The sequence below is a fragment of the Holdemania filiformis genome (assembly GCF_003459085.1).
Lineage (GTDB): Bacteria > Bacillota_I > Bacilli_A > Erysipelotrichales > Erysipelotrichaceae > Holdemania > Holdemania filiformis.
Window position 1 is genome coordinate 23,196 of sequence record NZ_QRUP01000012.1, and the last position, 18,416, is coordinate 41,611.

The window sequence follows — 18,416 nt, forward strand, 5'->3', positions numbered from 1 at the left end:
AGAGCTGAACCATAGGCAAAAAGCATACGATTCGTTACAACATCAAGATTAGTTATAAATCACCTAAAAAATGGTAAATCCATGCGTAATCCCATTATATCGTTCCTAAAAACCGTTGTCAATTAATGTATACTTATGTGACAAATACCTAAAACCGATGAAATCCATTCGCAGATCCGTAAAAGATCCACTCGTTTGTTGGTCAAGGAGGGGTAACAATGACGAAAAAGTACGGTAAAAACAGTTTCCAGAAATCCTGGAAAACCATTCTCAGTCATCATGAGCAGCAAAGCTCAACCAATCAGGAAGAAAAGACCGAGCCGCTGATTCCCGCAGAGCTCAGGGAACCGGAAGAAACGCCGGAAGTTTCATCAGCTTCCAGCGCTTTAACCGAAGCCGAAACAGAAAGCATGACCGGGCTTGAGTTCAGCTTGGCTCAAACTGATGAATCCCATCGGGGTCCAGCACCGGAGACAGTGGAGAATCCGCCGGCCGTTCCGGAACTGAAACCGGATTACGGAACATCGGTCTTAACGGCAGACACCCAGATTAAAGGGGATCTCCAGTGTCTGGCTGATCTGGAAGTGCACGGACAGATTTATGGCAGTCTCTTCTGCGAAGGCCGGGTCTTTGTCGACGGCGAGGTCAACGGGGGAATCCAGGCGCAGAATGTTACGTTAAATCATGCAAAGATCCAGGGGGACATCTTGTGCGCCGGGGAATTGGAGGTTCTGGAACAAAGTGTGATCACCGGGAACCTGCAGGCGGAGAAGATCACCCTGAACGGCCGGATTAAAGGTAATCTGTATTGCAAGAACTTATTAGTTCTCATGGCTTGCAGCTATGTCGAGGGCGATATCATCACCGGTAAAATCTCGGTTCAGGAAGGCGCGCAGATGACAGGCAGCCTGACGACCAGCGAATCTGAAAATGGCTGAGCCTAACGGACTTCGCTCATTTGAAAATGAAGAACGACACCTTATTAGAAGAACTGGCGCAGTGCTGCGGCTGTCTTTATCTGTCCGATCTGCGCCGGCCTTCCGCGGTGAACCGCATGATGATTTTAGCGACGCTTCAGGAATTGAACGCCGAGGATTATCCGCTGAATCAGTGGAAGCGGGTCTGGCTATATCTGACAGACCTGCCACTGCCGGCGGAACGGACGGCGTCTGATCTGCGCGGGACACTGCTGGAGCAGCTGACTTCCCCGAAGACTCCGGTCGGCAGTGAACAAACCGGACATGGAAAAGCCTGGGCGAAGCGGGGAAATCCCCAAAGAACGAAATAGGGAACACCGGGATAACGCCGGCGTCCTTTTCAGATCAGGCCGCATGAATCTGCGGTTATCCGGAAGCAATCCGGCAAAGAAAAACCCGCATCCGTTATGAATGTGGGTTCAGAATTATCGGACGGTGACGCACTGTTCCTCACTGTGCAGGCCGGTACTGTAAACGTAGTAGCCGCAGACCTTGACGCTGCCGCCGCCTTCAACCCAATCATAATAGGTCGGTTGATCCGAGGTGACTTCGTGGTACAGGTTTCCGTTGAGATAGACTTTCGCGTAATAGTAAGGGTTGCCGAGGATCCAATTCCAGTCGAACAGCTTCTGACCGACGGCATAAACATAGATATCGCCTTGAGACAGGCTGATTTCTTTCTGGTTTTCCGGCAGATCGCCGCGGTAGCCGCCCCAGTTGATCGTCAGGCCGCCCCATTCGTCGATATAACCGCTGACCGTGCTTTCCAGCTTCTGCTCGGAATTTCCCCACGGCGAAACCAGATTGTTGAATTCCTTTTTAATTAAGCCCGTTGTCGACAGATTCGGGTCTACGCCGTCCACTGCGGCATACGGGAAGGTGCCGAGGATGTGCGTGATGTTCTCAACGCCCTCCGGCTGAACCAGCGCCTTCGGCGGATTCTTTTCATCATAGTTGGCGTCCAGCAGAAGCTCGCAGATCTGACCCGGAATATTCTTCCGGCTTTTCTCGTTGTCAAAGTAAGTCTTTTCATCTTTAACGCCCTTATCGTAGCCGACCCACACGACGTTGGTTGTCTGGCTCGTTGAGGCGATCATCCACTTGTCCTTGGCCGCGCCTTCCGGAATACCAAACCGCAGGCCATCTTTGCCCCAGTCGGTGGTGCCTGTCTTGGCATAGACAGGATAGCTGCGCTTTAAGACCTGCATGTAGTTGAAATACGGGCCTTCAACGCAATACTGCATCAGCGTGCTGGCCATGTAGGCGGCTTCCTCACTGATGACCGGCTTGCCTGCGGGATCTGCGACATAATCCTCGCTGCCGTCGCTGAACTCAATCCGGGAAACGGTGTGCGGTTCGACATACCGGCCGCCGTTGACCATAGCGGCATGCGCGCTGGCCATTTCCGTGGCGCTGGCTTCAAAGGAAGAACCGCCGATCGCGTAGCCAGTGTCGAAATGATCGTTATCAACGCGCGAGAAGCCCAGGCTTTGCAGATAGTCGATGACCTTGGAACGCCCGATCGTATCGATGACCTCCTGCAGTGTCTGGATTGCCGGCGTATTCAGCGACTGCCCAACAGCCTGCTGCAGCGTCACGTCGCCGCGGTACTGGCCGTCGAAGTTGTTGATGACTTTCTTGGTGCCGCGGTAAACGATCGGCCGGTCGGTGATGACGTGATCGGTCGCCCAGCCCAGGTGTTCAAAGGCCAGCGCGTAGGACAAGAACGGCTTGACCGCGGAGCCGGGTTGTTTAAACTGGCTGATCGCCCGGTTCAACAGCCGCGCTCCGGAATAATTCCGGCCGCCCCCCAGGCCGCGGATCTCACCGGTCTGGTTGTCCATCGAGACGATTGCGATCTGCATCAGCTCATCCGGATATTCGATATTCTCACCATTTTGAATCGCGTCGATCTGTTCCTGAACCGTCCGGTCCATGTTGGTGTAGACCTTCATCGGCGTCAGCGCCGGATCCTTGCCGGTGATCTGCTTGACTTCTTCGATGACCGCGTCGACATAAGCCTGATACGGCCCGCCGCTTTCGGAAATCGTGTAATCCTCGCCGACTAACAGATCCTCGACGCGGATTGACTTGGCCAGCTCGGCTTCCAGCTCGCTGATGTAGCCGTGATAAACCATCATATCCAGCACGGTGTTGCGCCGGTTGGTGGCGTAATCGAGATTTTCATACGGATTGTAGGCGTTCGGCCGGTTGATGATGCCCGCCAGCAGCGCGCTTTCACTCAGACTTAAATCGTTGGCATTCTTGCCAAAATAATACTGCGCCGCCTTCTGAACGCCGCGGATGTTGCCGCCGAAGTTCAGCTTGTTCAGATACAGCTGGAAGATCTGTTTTTTATCGATCAACGTTTCCAGCTTCAGCGCCGTCCAGATTTCCTGAACCTTGCGGTCGACCGATTTTTCCGCAATCGTCGAGTTTTCCAGATCGTCGACCTGGAAATAGGTGTTTTTCACCAGCTGCATCGTAAACGTCGAGCCACCCTGACCGAAGCTCTTGGACTTCAGATTTTCCAGCGCCGCTTTCGCGAACCGCGGGACGTCGAAGCCGGGATGCTCGAAGAAACGCGAATCCTCGATCGCGACGAAGGCGTCGACCAGCGAAGCCGGCATATCGTCATAAGTGATGTTTTCGCGCAGGTAGGCGCCCAGCTCAGTGATCAGGTTGCCGTCTTTGTCATAGACCTGGGAAGACTCCAGACCTTCGAAGTCGGAAAGACTGATCTCAGGCGCGTCTTTGATCATAACGGAAGCGACATACAGACCGCCGCCTCCGACGATGAGACCGGCGATCAGAAGAAAATAGACGAAAAAGATCGCAATTTTTTTGCCCAGCGGCATCCTGCGCTTTTTCTTTTTGGGTTTATTCTGGGATTCTTGAGGATCCAGGGATTTATTTTGTTCTGACATGCGTTTTGATTCTCCTTACTCTGTGGGGGGGATTTCCATGGAAATCCATTTTGATGAATCATTCTTTATTTTACCACAAACTGCTAGATTGGCAAAAAAGAGCGAAGAAAAAGTGATAAAAAGCGCTGAATTCCACAGGAAATAGGACGAAAACAAGAAAAAATCCGGAATTTGCGGGGGATTTTCCCATTGACATTTCATCGCATGCGAGTAGAATGAAGATAAACCAGCGATGGGGAGATCAAGCATGGACAGGCGCTTAAAGAGAGTTTGGGCAAGGTGGAAGCCAGACAGAGAAGCCGCTGTGTAAATGGACCCCAGAGGGCCAGGCGAAAGGAATTCCAAGTAGCTGAGGACGTGAGCCGACGTTAAAAGGCAGAAAATGTGTTGGCATTTTTGGTGAGTGGAGAAAAGACAAACAGCGTCTTTTTTCAAACAAGGTGGTACCGCAGGAAATTCAGCCTGCCCTTGAAGGAAAGTTTTATGCTTTCCGCGAGGGCGGGCTTTTTATTTTCTCTGTCATGCCTCTCGCTTAAAAGCCAGAACGAACAGGAGGCGATGAGGATGGCGATGAACATCCGGATGTGGACTGAAGGAGAACACAGTCGGCCGTAAGGCTAAAAAGAAACATTCTGTCCGCGGAGCGGCGGACGGGCAAGAACCGGAAATCGGGGTTCAGGATGAAAATCAAAGGAGAAAAGAGAAATGAAGAAATTGAAATCATGGATGATGATCGCGGCGCTGGGGCTGAGCTTGATGCTCTCCGGCTGTTCTGAAAAAGCGGCGGAAGGTCCGCGCATCGGCGTGATCCAGCTGATGGAGCACACCTCGCTGAATATGATTTACGACAGCTTGAAAGAAGAGCTGGAAACGCTTGGTTATCAGGATGGGGAAAACTGCACGATCGTCTTCAAGAACGCGCAGGGGGAACAAAGCAATATCGGCTCGATCGTGTCCTCGTTCCAGTCGGAGAAGCTGGACGTCGTGGTGGCGATCGCGACGCCGACCGCCCAGTCCGCGGCCAAGCTGGCGGAAACGACGCCGGTGATCTTCTCGGCGGTCACCGATCCGATCACTTCCGGGCTGACGTCCAGTCTGGAGCATCCGGATCAGAACATCACCGGCACCAGCGATGAAGTGGCGGTCGCGCAGATTCTGGATCTGGCGCTGCAGCTGCAGCCGGAGCTGAAAACACTGGGAATGATTTACAACGTTGGGGAAGTCAATTCTCAAACCAACATTGCCAAGGCGAAGGAAGCGGCGGAAAAGCTGGGCTTGACGGTGATCGAAGCGCCGGTGGCCAACACCTCGGAAGTCGCTCAGGCCGCGCAGGTATTGAGCGAAAAATGCGACGCGCTGTTCTCGCCGAACGACAACACCGTCGCAACCGCGATGAGCACCGTTACGCAGATCACCCGTTCAGCCGGAATTCCGGTTTATGTCGGGGCGGATTCGATGGTCATGGACGGCGGCACGGCGACGATCGGCATCAACTACGTCGAGCTGGGGAAGGAAACTGCCCGGATGGTCGATCAGGTGCTCAAAGGAACCGACGTCAGCGCGATTCCCGTCAAGGTCTTTAATGAAAACCTGAGCGTGTACGTCAATACCGACGCTTTGGAAGAGCTGCATCTGACGCTGCCGGAAAGCCTGGCGGCAGACGCGCAGCTGGTAACGTTAAAAGATCCGCAGTAAAGAAAGGAGGCGTCGACAATGTCGCTGGATACATTTTTATCTACGCTGCAGCTGGGCCTGATCTATTCCGTGCTGGCGCTGGGGTTGTTTCTCTCGTTCAGGATTCTGGATACGCCGGATTTAACGGTCGACGGCAGCTTTGTGACCGGCATGGCGATCAGTGCGGTGCTGACGCTGGCAGGACATCCGATACTGGGACTGGCCGCGGCGTTTGCGGGCGGCTTAGGCGCAGGCCTGGTCACCGGCCTGCTTCATACACGGTTAAAAATCCAACCGATTCTGGCCGGCATTCTGACAATGACGGCGCTGTATTCCGTCAACCTGAGAATCATGGCGGGCAAACCGAATTTGTCACTCTATAAAAAAGAAACGTTGTTTTCCTTGTTTGAGGGGAGCGTGCCGCAGGCGACGACAGTGCTTCTGCTTCTCATGGTTGCCGGGCTTGTGATCCTGTTGACGGTTTTTCTGAAGACCCAGCTGGGGCTGTCGCTCCGGGCGACGGGGGACAATGAGGAAATGGTCCGGGCGTCGTCGATCAACACCGATTCGATGAAGCTTCTGGGCTTGGCGCTGGCCAACGGCTTTGTCGCTTTATCCGGCGGTCTGTTGGCGCAGCAGCAGCAATTTGCGGACAACAACGGCGGTTTGGGCATGCTGGTGCTGGGACTGGCGTCGATCATCATCGGCGAAACCTTGTTTGGCAAAGGGGGACTGGCGCATCATCTGATTTCCATCTGCGCGGGCACGATCGTCTACCGTTTTGTGCTGACCTTCGCGTTGTCGCTGGGGCTGGCGGCCAGCGATTTGAAATTATTCTCGGCGGCCCTGGTGGTTCTGGCGCTGGCGCTGCCGCAGATGCAGGGACAGCTGAAAAGGAGGAGGAAACGTCATGCTTGAGGTACGCGAAGCTACCGTCGTCTTTAACGGCGGAACAGTGAATGAAAAAACAGCGCTGGATCATGTCAGTCTGACACTGGAAGCGGGCGACTTCGCCACGGTGATCGGCTCCAACGGCGCGGGGAAGAGCACGCTGCTGGGGGCGATTGCCGGCAGTCTGCCGTTAAGCGCGGGTCAGATCGTGCTGGATGGACAGGACATGACGCGGATGAAGGAACACCGCCGCAGCCATGCGATCGGCCGGTTGTTTCAGGATCCCCTGAAGGGCACGGCGCCCACGATGACGATTGAGGAAAACCTGGGTTTGGCGTACAGCCGGGGAAAGCGAAGGTCACTGCAGCTGGGCGTCAGCCGGAAGGACGAGCAGTTCTTTTATGATTTACTGAAATCGCTGAATCTGGGTTTGGAAGACCGGATGAAGACGCCGGCCGGCCATTTGTCGGGTGGTCAGCGGCAGGCACTGACGTTGTTGATGGCGACGGTTGTCACGCCGAAACTGCTGCTTTTGGACGAGCACACGGCAGCGCTGGATCCGCGCACAGCGCAGGCGATCATGGAACTGACGCAGCGGATTATTGAACGGGATCAGATTACAACACTGATGATCACGCATAATATCGAAAATGCGCTGGCGTATGGCAATAAAACAATCGTCATGAACGAAGGGCGGATCCTGCATATTTATAGCGGGGAAGAACGCCGCCAGCTGAGCGTCAAAGACGTCATGGCCTTGTATGAAAGCGAACACGCGGCGCTGTCCGACCGGACGATTCTGGGCCGGTGACGCCCGGGATGGGCAAAGGATACAGCTAGTGAAGTCAATCCTGGTTGATCGTGAAGGAATGTTTTTGCGGAGCAGCAAGTTTCAGGACGAGCGATGACGAATTGAGTAAAATTAACTCAGGAATGAAAGAAAAAGGTTGAAATTCCATCCGGAATGTCTATACTAAAGGTGTAAGGTGTTGCTGAAACGCGGCACCCGTCATGCGCTATCTCTTATGAGTGTGGCGGCGGACAGATGAGCGCTGGGTTTTCTTGGGAGTTGACACAGCGCCTTTCTTTTTGGCCTCTATAATTTTTAAGCGGCATTCAATCACCTTGATCGAACATTCGATCAAGGGCAAACCAACTTTCAAAACTACATTGACAAAAAGTTCCAGGAAATGTTCCATAGAATTGCCCTCCTTGAATGACAGACGACAAAAATCTGTCGGTTTGAATCGAATTGAAAAGGCCAAAAGTCGATTCTGTCCGGACGGGCATCTGCGGTTCAACAAAACCCTACACTATTAATATTGCGGAAAAGTAAAAATAACCCCCTAAGAAAATGATGAAAAATATGTTCACAAAGTAAAAAAGAGCGCTGAAGATACTTTTCGGAAATAAGCTTCAATTCTGTTTGTTTTGATTTGATTTACGAAGTCAAGGATTATCGTTTAAGCAGAACGCAAAGCAATTCAGTTAAATCAAAGTTGCATTTATAACCCGAATGCAGTTTATTTTAATTGAATTTTTTAACCAAATCCTGTGGTAATTTGGCAGGGTGTTTGCTATGATAAGATCAAACAAAGGAGAACAAAAAATGATACTGGACGATTATCAAAAACGGGTAGACCAACTGTTTGAACAAATCAAAACGACACAGCGGGAAAACATCATCACCGCAGGGAAAATGATCGCGGAAACGATCGATGCGGGCGGCAATATTTATCTCAGCGGCATCTGTCATTCCATCGAAATGGATCTGTTCAACCGCGGCGGCGGACCGGCATTTTATAGAACATTTCATTATAAGTTAGACGTGCAGTCGGATGCCCGCGAGCGCGACCGCAGCGATCTGGACACGGATATGGAAGGCTTAGGCGAATATATCTTAAAGGCATCGACGATCCGGCCGGGCGATATTCTGTTTGTCGGTTCGGTTTCCGGACGGACCAAAGGCGTCGTCGACCTGGCTTGGGAAGCCAAAAAAATGGGAATCAAGGTCATTGCAATGAGCTCGATGAGCTACGCGCAGACGGTGGACGCCGTGCATTCATCCGGCAAGAAGCTGTATGAATTTGTTGATCTGACGCTTGACAACTGCGCTCCGGCAGCGGAAGCCATGCTGAAAATCGACGGCATCGAAGCGAACTTCGCGGCGGCCAGCGGCATCGCCAGCTCCTACATTCTCTGGTCGGTAACGGCGGTCGCTTTGGAAGAAATGATGAAAAGCGGCAAGACGCCGTTGTTGTTAAAGAGCGCGAATTTCCCGGGCGGCCCGGAATACAACAATACCGAAGTTTATCCGCATTATAAGGAATTCGGCTGGTAAGCTTGAATTAGGAATCGAAAATTCTATTGCTTATTAAAACTGGAACTGTCTGAAACACGGCAGTTCTTTTTCATTTGATTTTAGCTGTCAAAGACGTCTGGTTTATTCTATAATAAAAGTAGAAAAGGATCGGGGTTCGGCGATCTGATTGATCCGCCGGATAATTTGGAAAAAGGAGGAATGGGAAATGAAGAAAAACAAAGCTCTGCGCATTGCCGCCTGTTTGTATATTCTGATTGTGGCCGGGCTCTCGCTTGCGGATGTTTTCCTGACGTTAAGAATCCGCGAAGTTTTCGGCGGCGCGGCGTTGGTGATGCTGCTGCTGACCTTTTTCTCCAAGGTTCCGCTGAATACGATGGGAGCGTTGCCGATGAAGCGGGCGCAGGATCAGGCTGTCGATCAAGCCCGGAATTCGTGGATTTCCCTGAAAGCCTTCGTTGTGATCACACTGCCGCTGGCATTGGCTTATTGTTCTCTCTTTATTTAAGGACTTCGCGTCCTTTTTATTATTTCTGTTTTTTGCATTCAGTGCTTAATAGGCACGCATACTAGTTCATCATATTCGAGAAAAATGTGGAAAACATAGAAAAAGGGTAGTTCTGAATTCATGCCCTCAACAATCTAATTATACTCCAAAAAAATTTTAAAAAACAGACTGTTTCCTTCTTTTATATCTAGTATTATATAGGTGTAGAAAGAGATGAGGATCAAGCAGAAAGATCCCATGATCTCTAAAGGAGGTTCTCATGAAGAAGGTACTTCTCGAATATTAAGCCGTTCCCTTCTTTGTTACCAGAACAGGGAGAGGGAACTGAATCTAAAATTTCAGAAAACAAAGAATCAAAAATAGAAAGTGAGTCTGGAGAGGACAGACCAATGGGCAGAGAAAAGTAAGTTTTTCATAACTTGAATTTCAGAAAGAAGTGATGAGCTGAATTTTGAAGAGTAAAGAGATGGAAGAATTCAAAGCTGTTTCTATGAAAAAGAATTGTAGATTCTGAAAGTAAACGTGATTTCACTTTAAGATCATGTCCGATGTCCTAGGAAAGAACTTAGAGTTTATAGAAACATAGAAGAAGACAAAGAGAATGGCAATCAGGCTGTTCTCTTTTTTTGCCGAAACCTTTTGGTTTCCGCAGGTGGGAGGGCTATAATGAAGTCAAAAGGGAGGATTTATTTATGTTTGACATTATCCTACGTCAAGGCTTGATTCTGGATGGCACCGCGGCACCGGGAAAGGTAGCGGATCTGGGAATTGTGGGCGATCAGATTACCGCGATCGGCGATTTAAGCGGAGAATCCGCAAAGCAGGAGATTGATGCCCGGGGGAAAGTCGTGACCCCGGGATTTATTGATCCGCATTCACATTCCGATTTGTCCGTTTTGTTCGAGCCGTCAATGACTAATTATCTGATGCAGGGCGTGACGACGGTGGTCGGCGGCAACTGCGGTCATTCTTACGGACCGGTCGGGGATGAGCTGTACCGCAGCGCGATCATTGATCCGAAGGTCGCGTTTCAGGCAGATCCGTCATACTTTACGATGACGGCGCTGCTTTTGCCAAAAGAGAAAGCCGTCAAGGCGTTAAAAGAACAGTACGGAATCGACATGGACTGGCATTCGTTTAAGGAATATCTGGACAAGTGCGATCAACAGCCGTTAGACGGCAATATCGCTTCGCTGGCAGGCTACAGTGCGATCCGCGGAACGGTTATGGGTATGGATTGCTGCCGGGCGGCCACGGAAGAAGAAATCGTGAAGATGGAAGACCTGACGCGGCAGTGTCTGGAAGACGGCGCGTTCGGCTTATCGACAGGCACCGATCCGCAATATGTGCCGGGACCATTCGCCAGCTTTGATGAAACGGTGCGGATGTTAAAAATCGTAAAGGAATACGACGGGATATTCGCTTCGCATACGCGAAATTACGATGCGGAAGGCAAACCGGACCGGATGGGCGGCTATCAGGATATGCTGAAACAGGCGATGGCTGCGGGCGTGCGGGCCAATGTATCGCATGTTCATACACTGGGAATGGGCGTCGATGAACAATCCAACGCTGAAGCGGCGCGGAAGACGCTGGCCTATTTTGAAGAAATGGAAAAACAGGGCTGCGACCTGAGCTATGACGTGATTCCTTCGCCTTACAGCATGGATATGACTGTACCGTATTTCGCGACCTTCCTGCGGCCGTTTGTCTTGATGTGCGGCAGCCGTCAGCATCTTGCCGAGAGCTTCAAGGTTCCGGATTTCCGCAAGATGGTGCATGCGGTGATCGACGCGGGACTGTATCCGCTGCTCGATGAAAAGAATCTGATGATGAGCATGTATCCGATCCTGACCATTTCACGCCATCAAAATCCGGCGCATCTTGGGAAAAATCTGTATGCCTACGCGACGGAGCTGAAAAAAGATCCGCTTGATCTGGTCATGGATCTGTTTGCCGAGGATTGCGACATGGGTGCGGATATGGCGATGCCCAGCGCGGTCGAATCTAATGATATCCTCTGCACTCACCGCATGGCCATGCCATGCTCCGACGGATTCACCGGCGATAAATCAATGAACTTCGGCTTGAATGAGGATATTCAGATGACGCCGAATCCGATGAATTACAGTTTTATCATCCGCTATCTGACGCGCTATCAGAACCAGATCACATTGGAAGAATTGATTCATAACGTCACGATGAAGCCGGCGGTCCGCTTCGGCATCGAGAAACGTGGTTCGCTGCAGGTTGGAAATTACGCGGATATTGTTATCTTTGACCGGGAGGCCCTGCACAGCTATGACCGTGATGCCAACATGTCCCAGTATCCGGAAGGAATTGATTATGTCCTGGTTAACGGCGTTGTGACGATCGATCACAAGCGTCATACCCAGGCCGCGGCGGGAAGAATGCTGCGGAAAAACCAACAATAAAGGGCAGCGATCATCGCGGCCCTCAACAATCTAATTATACTCTAAAATTTTTTGAAAAAACAGACTGTTTCCTTCTTGGATATCTTGTATTATATAGATAAAGAAAGAGATGAGGATCAATATAAAGATCCAACGATCTCACAGGAGGTTCTCATGAAACAGGTGCTGCTCGAATTTTAAGCCGTTTCCTTCTTCGTTACCAGAACGGGGAGAGGAAACTGAAAAGAAAACGATGACTTTGAATCCATAATAGAAAGTGAGTCTGGAGAGGGCATACCAATGGACAAGGATAACGGAGAGTTTATTCAATAATTTAAGTCTTTGGTTTTTATTCCATAGTCAATGAAGAATGAAGCGAGGCTTCCAATCGAAAGACGAAGTTTCGATTGATAAAGCTTGATTCTTAACCGAGGGTGTAAAAATAAGAGAAAGAAGACGAAGAATTCCAAAATGGGGAAACGCTTCGTCTTTTATTACATTCGTGAACAGCACAGTTTTATAGCGGCAGAGTAGTGTGAAAAGAGGAAATTAACGATGAAGAAAATAATAGCTTTTATTGTCATAAGTCTATTGCTTTGCGGCTGTGCCTCTGACAAAAAGTCCAGTCTGGGCGCACAGATCAGCCGCAGCCCGAAGATCCAGTCGATTACGGAAGCGGAATTGGAAAGTCTGGCGGATACTGAAGAAAACTATTTCATATTGTTTTGTGCGGGAAAGGATGTTACCTGTCAGGCGATTGTTGAAGATACCCAAAAGCTGAAACTGAGTCAGCCGGCCGCTTACTATTTCTTTGATCTCCAAGATTCTATCGCTGCCTGTTCCACGCAGGATGCAAAGGCAGCCGAGCAGGCGATTCAGGATTTCCTGGCGTTTCTGGATCGTTATGCGATCACAAAAATCCCAACCGTTCATTTTTACAAAGGCGCGAAGTTCATAAAATCGCATAACATTGAAGAACGTGAGAACTCTGCTGTTTTGACGGAAGCTGAAGAACAAGCTTGGATTGAAGAATTTAGGAACTGGATGAACAGCGTGGAATAACGATCAAAAACAAAGAAAACACAGACTTTTAGAGCCTGCGCTTTTTTTATGTGTTCGGAAGTTTTTACATTGAGTTTACTGATCGTCCTCTGGATCAGAAAGCAGGGTTTTGAGCTCTTTCAGCGGGCGATGAGGTTCAAGATTTTCCCGTTCCTGTTTGCGATGTTGATGACGAAGCTGCTGAACCTGGGCTTCCAGCTCGCGTGAGCTGAGGCGCATCGCACCCTGCCCCATGATGATCAGCTGTTCCATCCCGTCGGAAGTTGCGACGGTAACCTCAAATTCGTCGGCGAGCTGATGTGTGGCTTTTTCGATGTAGGAATCGGCCGTCTGCGAGGTTTTCGTGTAGACGACGTACAGGTTATGCAGCTTCTGAATTGAGCCGGGATTATCCTTGACCTGATACGCGTCGAAGACCAGAATCAAAATTCCGGTGCGGGTTCCCTGGAAGCTGGAAAGCAGCTGGATCAGCTGATCGCGGGCTGCGGACAGATCTTCTTGAGCCAGCGGAACAAGTTCACTCCACGAATGAATCATATTGTAGCCATCGACTAACAGACATTTCGTCTTGGGCTTCTGCCGCTGGATTTCAATATGTTCCGGTATTTCCGTGCGCTTGACCGGCGCGCGTACCGCCACTTTTTCCTTTGGCTTGTGCGTGCGTTCCATGACGCGTTTCAGCTCGGCGTCGTCGACGGTATAGCGGTTATGATGATAGCCGGAATCGATCGTCTCGGTTTTCTGCGGATGCCATTGAGCTTCGATATGCATGTGTTCCTCAACTTCGTCGTAGCGCACAAGAAATCCTGCGCCATGGCTGCAGAAAACGGAATCCGCAGGGAAGTCGAGATCGCCGTCGCAGTCGTAGCCGATCGCTTCGATCAGTGCCTGTTGTTCGGCGCAGGGCTGATAACCTTGAAACGTACAGACCAATCGGCCTAAACCATGTGTGTAAGCAGTCAGCTCTGTCTGATAATTTCGCATTTTGGAAACCGGAGCCGTGCCTTCCAGAACCACGGTGTCGGTCTGATTCTGCGTGATCGACGACTGCGCCTGCATCCGTTCCAGATCGAACAGCGCACGGCTCAGCTGACCGGCGGGCAGCTCCATGCGGAACTGATAGACCGGTTCCAGCAGCTGGCAGGTTGTCCTGCGCAGACCCTGACGCAGCGCCCGGAGCGTGGCCTGACGGAAGTCGCCGCCTTCCGTATGCTTGACATGCGCTTTCCCGGCGATCAGCGTGATTTTGATATCGGTGATCGGTGAACCGGTTAATACGCCGGGAACTTCAATTTCATCCAGACAGTTCAGCACCATTTTCTGCCACGGCAGCGCTAACCAATCGACCGGGCAGTCGGAAGTCACCTGCACCCCGGAGCCGGGCGGCAGCGGTTCAAGCAACAGATGCACCTCGGCGTAATGACGCAGCGGCTCGTAATGACCGACGCCTTCCACCGGTGCGCAGATCGTTTCCTTGTAATTGATTTTTCCCTCGTCGAACTCCACGTCCAGGTGAAAACGGCTGGCGATCAGCTGTTTCAAGATCTCAATCTGAACGCTGCCCATGATCTGGATGCGGATTTCCTGAGTCGGCGCGTGAAATTGCAGATGCAGCTGGGGATCTTCTTCCTCTAACTGCTTGAGCTGACGGTATAACGCGAACGGATCGCAGCCTGCCGGCGGGATCAGGCTGTAACTCAGACAGGCGGAAAGCACCGGCGTTCGAGCGGGCTGCTCAAACCCCAGTCCATCGTGAATCCCCAATTTCATCGGCCCTTTCAGGCAACAAACCTGACCGGCCTGAACTTCGTTGACCATGGTGAACTGCTCGCCGGAGTACAGCCGCAGCTGATCGACTTTTTCGCCGTTGTCCAGTACCTGTTTAGCCTTCAAGAGGCCGCCGGTGATTTTAACGTGCGTTAAGCGCGTGCCCTGGCGGTCGCGGGAAACTTTATAAACCCGGGCCCCAAAGGTCTCCGGATAACGTTTCATTGCGGTGTAGGCGTCCAGTCCGTCTAACAGCGCTTCCACGCCGTCCGCTTTCAGTGCGGAGCCGAAATAACAGGGAAACAGCGAGCGGTCCGCGACGGCGCTCTGGATCTGGGAAGGGGTCAGCGTCCCCTGCTCAAGATAGCTTTCCAGCAGGTCGTCGCGCTGCATCGCGATGTTTTCCATCTGCGTGTCCACCTGCGTAAAGTCGATAATCCGCGGATCAAGCTGGGTTTGCAGCGAAGTCATCAGCGCAGCCGCGTCATCGTAAGCAATATCCATCTTGTTGACGAAGACAAACGCCGGGACATGATAGGTTTCCAGCAGCTTCCAGATCGTATGCGTATGCGCCTGCACGCCGTCGATGCCGCTGATCAGCACGATCGCGTAGTCCAGCACCTGCAGCGTGCGCTCCATTTCCGCGCTGAAGTCGATGTGGCCGGGTGTGTCCAGCAGTGTGAATTCAGTTTGCTTCCACGGGAACATCGCCTGCTTTAAAAAGATCGTAATACCCCGGCTGCGCTCCTGATCGTCATAATCGAGGAAAGTATCCTGATGATCGACGCGGCCGCGCTTCCGGATTTGATTGGATTGATAAAGAAGACTTTCCGACAAGGTTGTCTTGCCGGCGTCGACATGCGCCAGCGCGCCTAAAATAATCTGTTTCATAGAAAAATTGTATGCGACTTTCTTCGTTTGTTCAAGTCTTTTACCAGCGATTCCTGTTGCTTCCGCTGCCAAAGAAAGTTTGGACGCTAAGATCCGCGTTTCCCGGATTTCATTTTTAGCGCCGGGGCGGTCCATGTCTTAGGCAGGCAGATTAAAATCAGCGGATAAAATTCCAGTCTTCCCGCTAACATGACCAGGCACAGCGTCAGCTTGGCAAACGGGGAAAAGGCCGCATAGCTGCCCAGCGGTCCTACGGCATTCAGGCCGGTTCCGGAATTGTTCATGCAGGTAAGCACGGCGCTGCCTGCGGTTTCCAGATCTAAACCGCAGGCGGCTAATAAAATCCAGCCGCAGAGAAAGAACGACAGATAAATGAGGATAAAGGTCAGAGTGCGCTGAATCGTGACTTCCGAAACAGGGCGGTGATCCAACGTTATCGTTTTGACGATCTGCGGCTGGCGGCTGCGGTGTAGCTCTCGTTTCATGGCTTTCCCTGCCAGGATGACCCGCCCGATTTTCAGACCGCCGCCGCTGGATCCGGTGCAGGCGCCGAACATTGTGATCAAGGGCAGAAGCAGCCGGCAAAGCGGCGGCCAGCGGTTGAAATCCGCACTTGCGAAACCGGTCGTGCTGACGGCGCTGGCAGTTTGGAAAAACGCCAGGCCCAAGGCGTTGACTAACGCTTTTCCATCCAGGATCAGACTGCCGGCGATCATCAGCCAGAAAAGCAGGAACAATCCGGCATACCAGCGAAATTCTTCGTTTTTTAAGGCTTGTGCTGTCCGGCCTGTGACAAACAGCCAGACCAGTTTCAGATTAACGCCGAAGATCAACATGAAAACGGCGATGATCGATTCGATGACGGGGGAGTGGAAGGCGGCGACGCCAAGCGTGCGGGTTGAAAAACCACCGGTCCCCGCCGTCGCCAACGCATGGCAGAGACTCTCCCACAGCGGCATCCCGGCGAGCCTTAAGAGAAGGGCTTCGATGAGGATCAGCGCGCCGTAGACGCCGCACAAAACCGCGGCGCTTTGACGAAAGCGGGGAAATAATTTCTCCGCGGCCGGACTGGCTTCGGCTTCCGCCAGATTCATCGTGCTGCCTTGCGAAGCGGGGATCAACATGATCATAAACACAACGAAGCCCACCCCGCCGATTCCTTGCGTTAACGCCCGCCATAACAAAAGCGAACGCGGCAGCGCCTCGACCTCAGGCAAGATCGTCGCCCCGGTCGTCGTATAGCCGGAAATGATTTCAAAGACGGCGTCGATCGGTGCGATCTGCCCGGTCAGAAGCAGCGGCAGCGCCCCGCTGAGCGATAAGATCAGCCAACAAAGTCCGATACTGAGCAGACCCTCGCGGGCGGTGATGACCACTTCGCCCCGGCCCCGCCGAAACAACAGGCCTCCAAGCAGAGCGCAGCCCAGCACCGGAATCAGAAATACGTTGATTTGTTCCCCTGAAATCGCAGCGAAGATCAGCGGGAGGCTCATCGCCGCCGCGGATCCGAGCAGCGATGCGCCGGTGATTTGCCCGGCTAACTTCCAGTTCATGCCCGCCGCGGCGGATTCTCAAGCAGATCCGCCAGCCGCCGCACATGGCCCGCCGGAGCTAACACGATGATGAAGTCGCCCTGACGCAGCTGATCCTGGCCGCCGGGGATGATCATCCGCGCATGCCGCAGAATGGCGGCGATTAAAATGTTTTTCTTTAACGGCAAGCTCTGCAGGGGCGCTGCGATTATCCTTTGGGCATCCGGCCCGATTTCAAATTCAAGCGCTTCGATCTGACCGCCGGCTAACGCATGCAACGTGACGATCGGATTTTCATCCCGGCTGTCCACTGAACGGACATAGCCGAGAATCTGTTCCGTCGCCAGATCCTTGGGCATGACCGTGCGGATGCGCGCTTCCTGCAGGATCGGCAGATAGGAATGCGTGTTCTGCCGGCAGAAGACTAATCCGAGGCCCCGGCTTCTTCCGTACAGCGCGAGCATGGCGTTGATTTCGTCGCTGCCGGTTACGGCCATCACCGCGTCCATCGCGTCAAAGTTTAAGGTTTGTAAAAACGGATGATTGGTAGCGTCACCCTGGCAAACGTCTACTTTTTCAAACCAGGCGCTGATCAGCGCGCAGCGGGCCGGGTCTTTTTCAACCAGCGTGATCTGAATCGGCTGACCCGCCAGCTGCTGGCAAAGGGATAAACCAAGATCGCCGCCGCCCAGAATCAGAAGCTGCCGGATTCCGGCCGTCTGCAGCTTCAGCCGGCTGAAGAAAGCCAGCGCTTCAGAGCGCGAAGCCATCAGCGTTAAATGATCCCGGGCCTGGACGATGAAATCCCCGCGCGGAATTGAAGCTTGCGTATCCCGCAGGCATAAGCTGAACAAGTACCGGCCTGGATAGGTTTTGCGAATGGCGATCAAGCTCTTTCCGATCAATGGCGAATCCGGCTGAACCTCGAATTCCATCAGCTCTACCCGTCCGGCGGAAAAGCTGTCGACGCTGACTGAGGCGGGAAATTCAAGAATCCGGACAAGCTCCCGGGCCGCCAGCTCGTCGGGATTGAGCGATAAGGACAGCTTCAGATCGCGGCTGAGCAGCGACAACGATTTCAGCGCCGTTGATTCCTGAAGCCGGATCAGCGCGATCCGGCAGCCTAAATGGCGGGCCATTAACGCACTGAGCATGTTGGCTTTTTCATCGCGCGTCACGGCGATGAACAGGTAAGCCTGCGCGGCGCCGGCTTCTTGCAAGACGTCAAGATCCATACCGGATCCCTGCAGGCACAGAACATCAAGCTGGCGGCTGACGCGTTGGCAGACTTCGGGATCGGCGTCGATAACGGTGACGTTATGCCCTTCTTTCATCAACGTGCGGGCCAGATGATAGCCGACGTTGCCGCAGCCGGAAATAATGATATTCATAAGCGTTCCTCCTGATTGATCGGAGGACTTCCCGCTTCGGACAAGCTGGCGGGCAGTCCGTG

At 52.4% G+C, this 18,416-nt stretch carries 14 protein-coding genes; 9 read left to right on the forward strand and 5 right to left on the reverse strand.

Annotated features, from left to right (window positions below):
• Positions 1-218 precede the first annotated feature (218 nt).
• Positions 219-938, forward strand: coding sequence for a bactofilin family protein (locus tag DWY25_RS10390; RefSeq protein ID WP_117895168.1), 720 nt, complete (start codon positions 219-221; stop codon positions 936-938).
• Between the two features lie 20 nt (positions 939-958).
• Positions 959-1,288 carry a hypothetical protein gene (locus DWY25_RS10395; RefSeq protein ID WP_147336684.1) on the forward strand — a complete coding sequence of 110 codons (330 nt, stop codon included), beginning with the start codon at positions 959-961 and terminating at the stop codon, positions 1,286-1,288.
• Between the two features lie 114 nt (positions 1,289-1,402).
• Here the strand turns inward: DWY25_RS10395 and DWY25_RS10400 are convergent, their stop codons facing one another.
• The gene (locus tag DWY25_RS10400; RefSeq protein ID WP_117895170.1) at positions 1,403-3,904 is read right to left on the reverse strand and encodes a transglycosylase domain-containing protein; all 2,502 of its coding nucleotides are present in this window, start codon (positions 3,902-3,904) and stop codon (positions 1,403-1,405) included.
• A 705-nt stretch (positions 3,905-4,609) separates the two neighbouring features.
• Here DWY25_RS10400 and DWY25_RS10405 point away from each other — a divergent pair.
• Genes DWY25_RS10405 through DWY25_RS10415 form a run of 3 tightly spaced genes read left to right on the forward strand, consistent with a single transcriptional unit; the run spans position 4,610 to position 7,280 of the window.
• The gene (locus DWY25_RS10405; RefSeq protein WP_117895171.1) at positions 4,610-5,599 is read left to right on the forward strand and encodes an ABC transporter substrate-binding protein; all 990 of its coding nucleotides are present in this window, start codon (positions 4,610-4,612) and stop codon (positions 5,597-5,599) included.
• Positions 5,600-5,617: 18 nt separating this feature from the next.
• Positions 5,618-6,496 carry an ABC transporter permease gene (locus DWY25_RS10410; RefSeq protein WP_117895172.1) on the forward strand — a complete coding sequence of 293 codons (879 nt, stop codon included), beginning with the start codon at positions 5,618-5,620 and terminating at the stop codon, positions 6,494-6,496.
• On the forward strand, positions 6,489-7,280 hold the full coding sequence (locus tag DWY25_RS10415) for an ABC transporter ATP-binding protein (protein WP_117895173.1): 792 nt from the start codon (positions 6,489-6,491) through the stop codon (positions 7,278-7,280). Before DWY25_RS10410 ends, DWY25_RS10415 begins: the two co-directional genes overlap by 8 nt.
• 205 nt (positions 7,281-7,485) lie before the next feature.
• Here the strand turns inward: DWY25_RS10415 and DWY25_RS10420 are convergent, their stop codons facing one another.
• A complete protein-coding gene (locus tag DWY25_RS10420) occupies positions 7,486-7,668 on the reverse strand; it encodes a hypothetical protein (protein ID WP_006059366.1) in 183 nt (60 codons plus the stop codon).
• A 410-nt stretch (positions 7,669-8,078) separates the two neighbouring features.
• Between DWY25_RS10420 and DWY25_RS10425 the strand changes: the two genes are divergently transcribed.
• The 4 genes from DWY25_RS10425 to DWY25_RS10440 all read left to right on the forward strand — a co-directional run bounded on the left by DWY25_RS10425 (position 8,079) and on the right by DWY25_RS10440 (position 12,773).
• Positions 8,079-8,810 carry a sugar isomerase domain-containing protein gene (locus tag DWY25_RS10425; protein WP_039864589.1) on the forward strand — a complete coding sequence of 244 codons (732 nt, stop codon included), beginning with the start codon at positions 8,079-8,081 and terminating at the stop codon, positions 8,808-8,810.
• A gap of 187 nt (positions 8,811-8,997) precedes the next feature.
• The gene (locus DWY25_RS10430) at positions 8,998-9,297 is read left to right on the forward strand and encodes a hypothetical protein (protein ID WP_006059348.1); all 300 of its coding nucleotides are present in this window, start codon (positions 8,998-9,000) and stop codon (positions 9,295-9,297) included.
• A 692-nt stretch (positions 9,298-9,989) separates the two neighbouring features.
• A complete protein-coding gene (locus DWY25_RS10435; RefSeq protein WP_117895174.1) occupies positions 9,990-11,732 on the forward strand; it encodes an N-acyl-D-amino-acid deacylase family protein in 1,743 nt (580 codons plus the stop codon).
• A gap of 534 nt (positions 11,733-12,266) precedes the next feature.
• Positions 12,267-12,773 carry a hypothetical protein gene (locus DWY25_RS10440; protein ID WP_117895175.1) on the forward strand — a complete coding sequence of 169 codons (507 nt, stop codon included), beginning with the start codon at positions 12,267-12,269 and terminating at the stop codon, positions 12,771-12,773.
• A 75-nt stretch (positions 12,774-12,848) separates the two neighbouring features.
• Here the strand turns inward: DWY25_RS10440 and DWY25_RS10445 are convergent, their stop codons facing one another.
• The 3 genes from DWY25_RS10445 to trkA all read right to left on the reverse strand — a co-directional run bounded on the left by DWY25_RS10445 (position 12,849) and on the right by trkA (position 18,354).
• Positions 12,849-15,431, reverse strand: a complete 2,583-nt coding sequence (locus DWY25_RS10445) for a translation factor GTPase family protein (RefSeq protein ID WP_244925961.1) — start codon at positions 15,429-15,431, stop codon at positions 12,849-12,851.
• Positions 15,432-15,517: 86 nt separating this feature from the next.
• A complete protein-coding gene (locus DWY25_RS10450) occupies positions 15,518-16,984 on the reverse strand; it encodes a TrkH family potassium uptake protein (RefSeq protein ID WP_117895177.1) in 1,467 nt (488 codons plus the stop codon).
• Positions 16,981-18,354 carry a Trk system potassium transporter TrkA gene (gene trkA, locus DWY25_RS10455; protein WP_117895178.1) on the reverse strand — a complete coding sequence of 458 codons (1,374 nt, stop codon included), beginning with the start codon at positions 18,352-18,354 and terminating at the stop codon, positions 16,981-16,983. The genes DWY25_RS10450 and trkA overlap by 4 nt, the downstream gene beginning before the upstream one ends.
• Positions 18,355-18,416 lie beyond the last annotated feature (62 nt).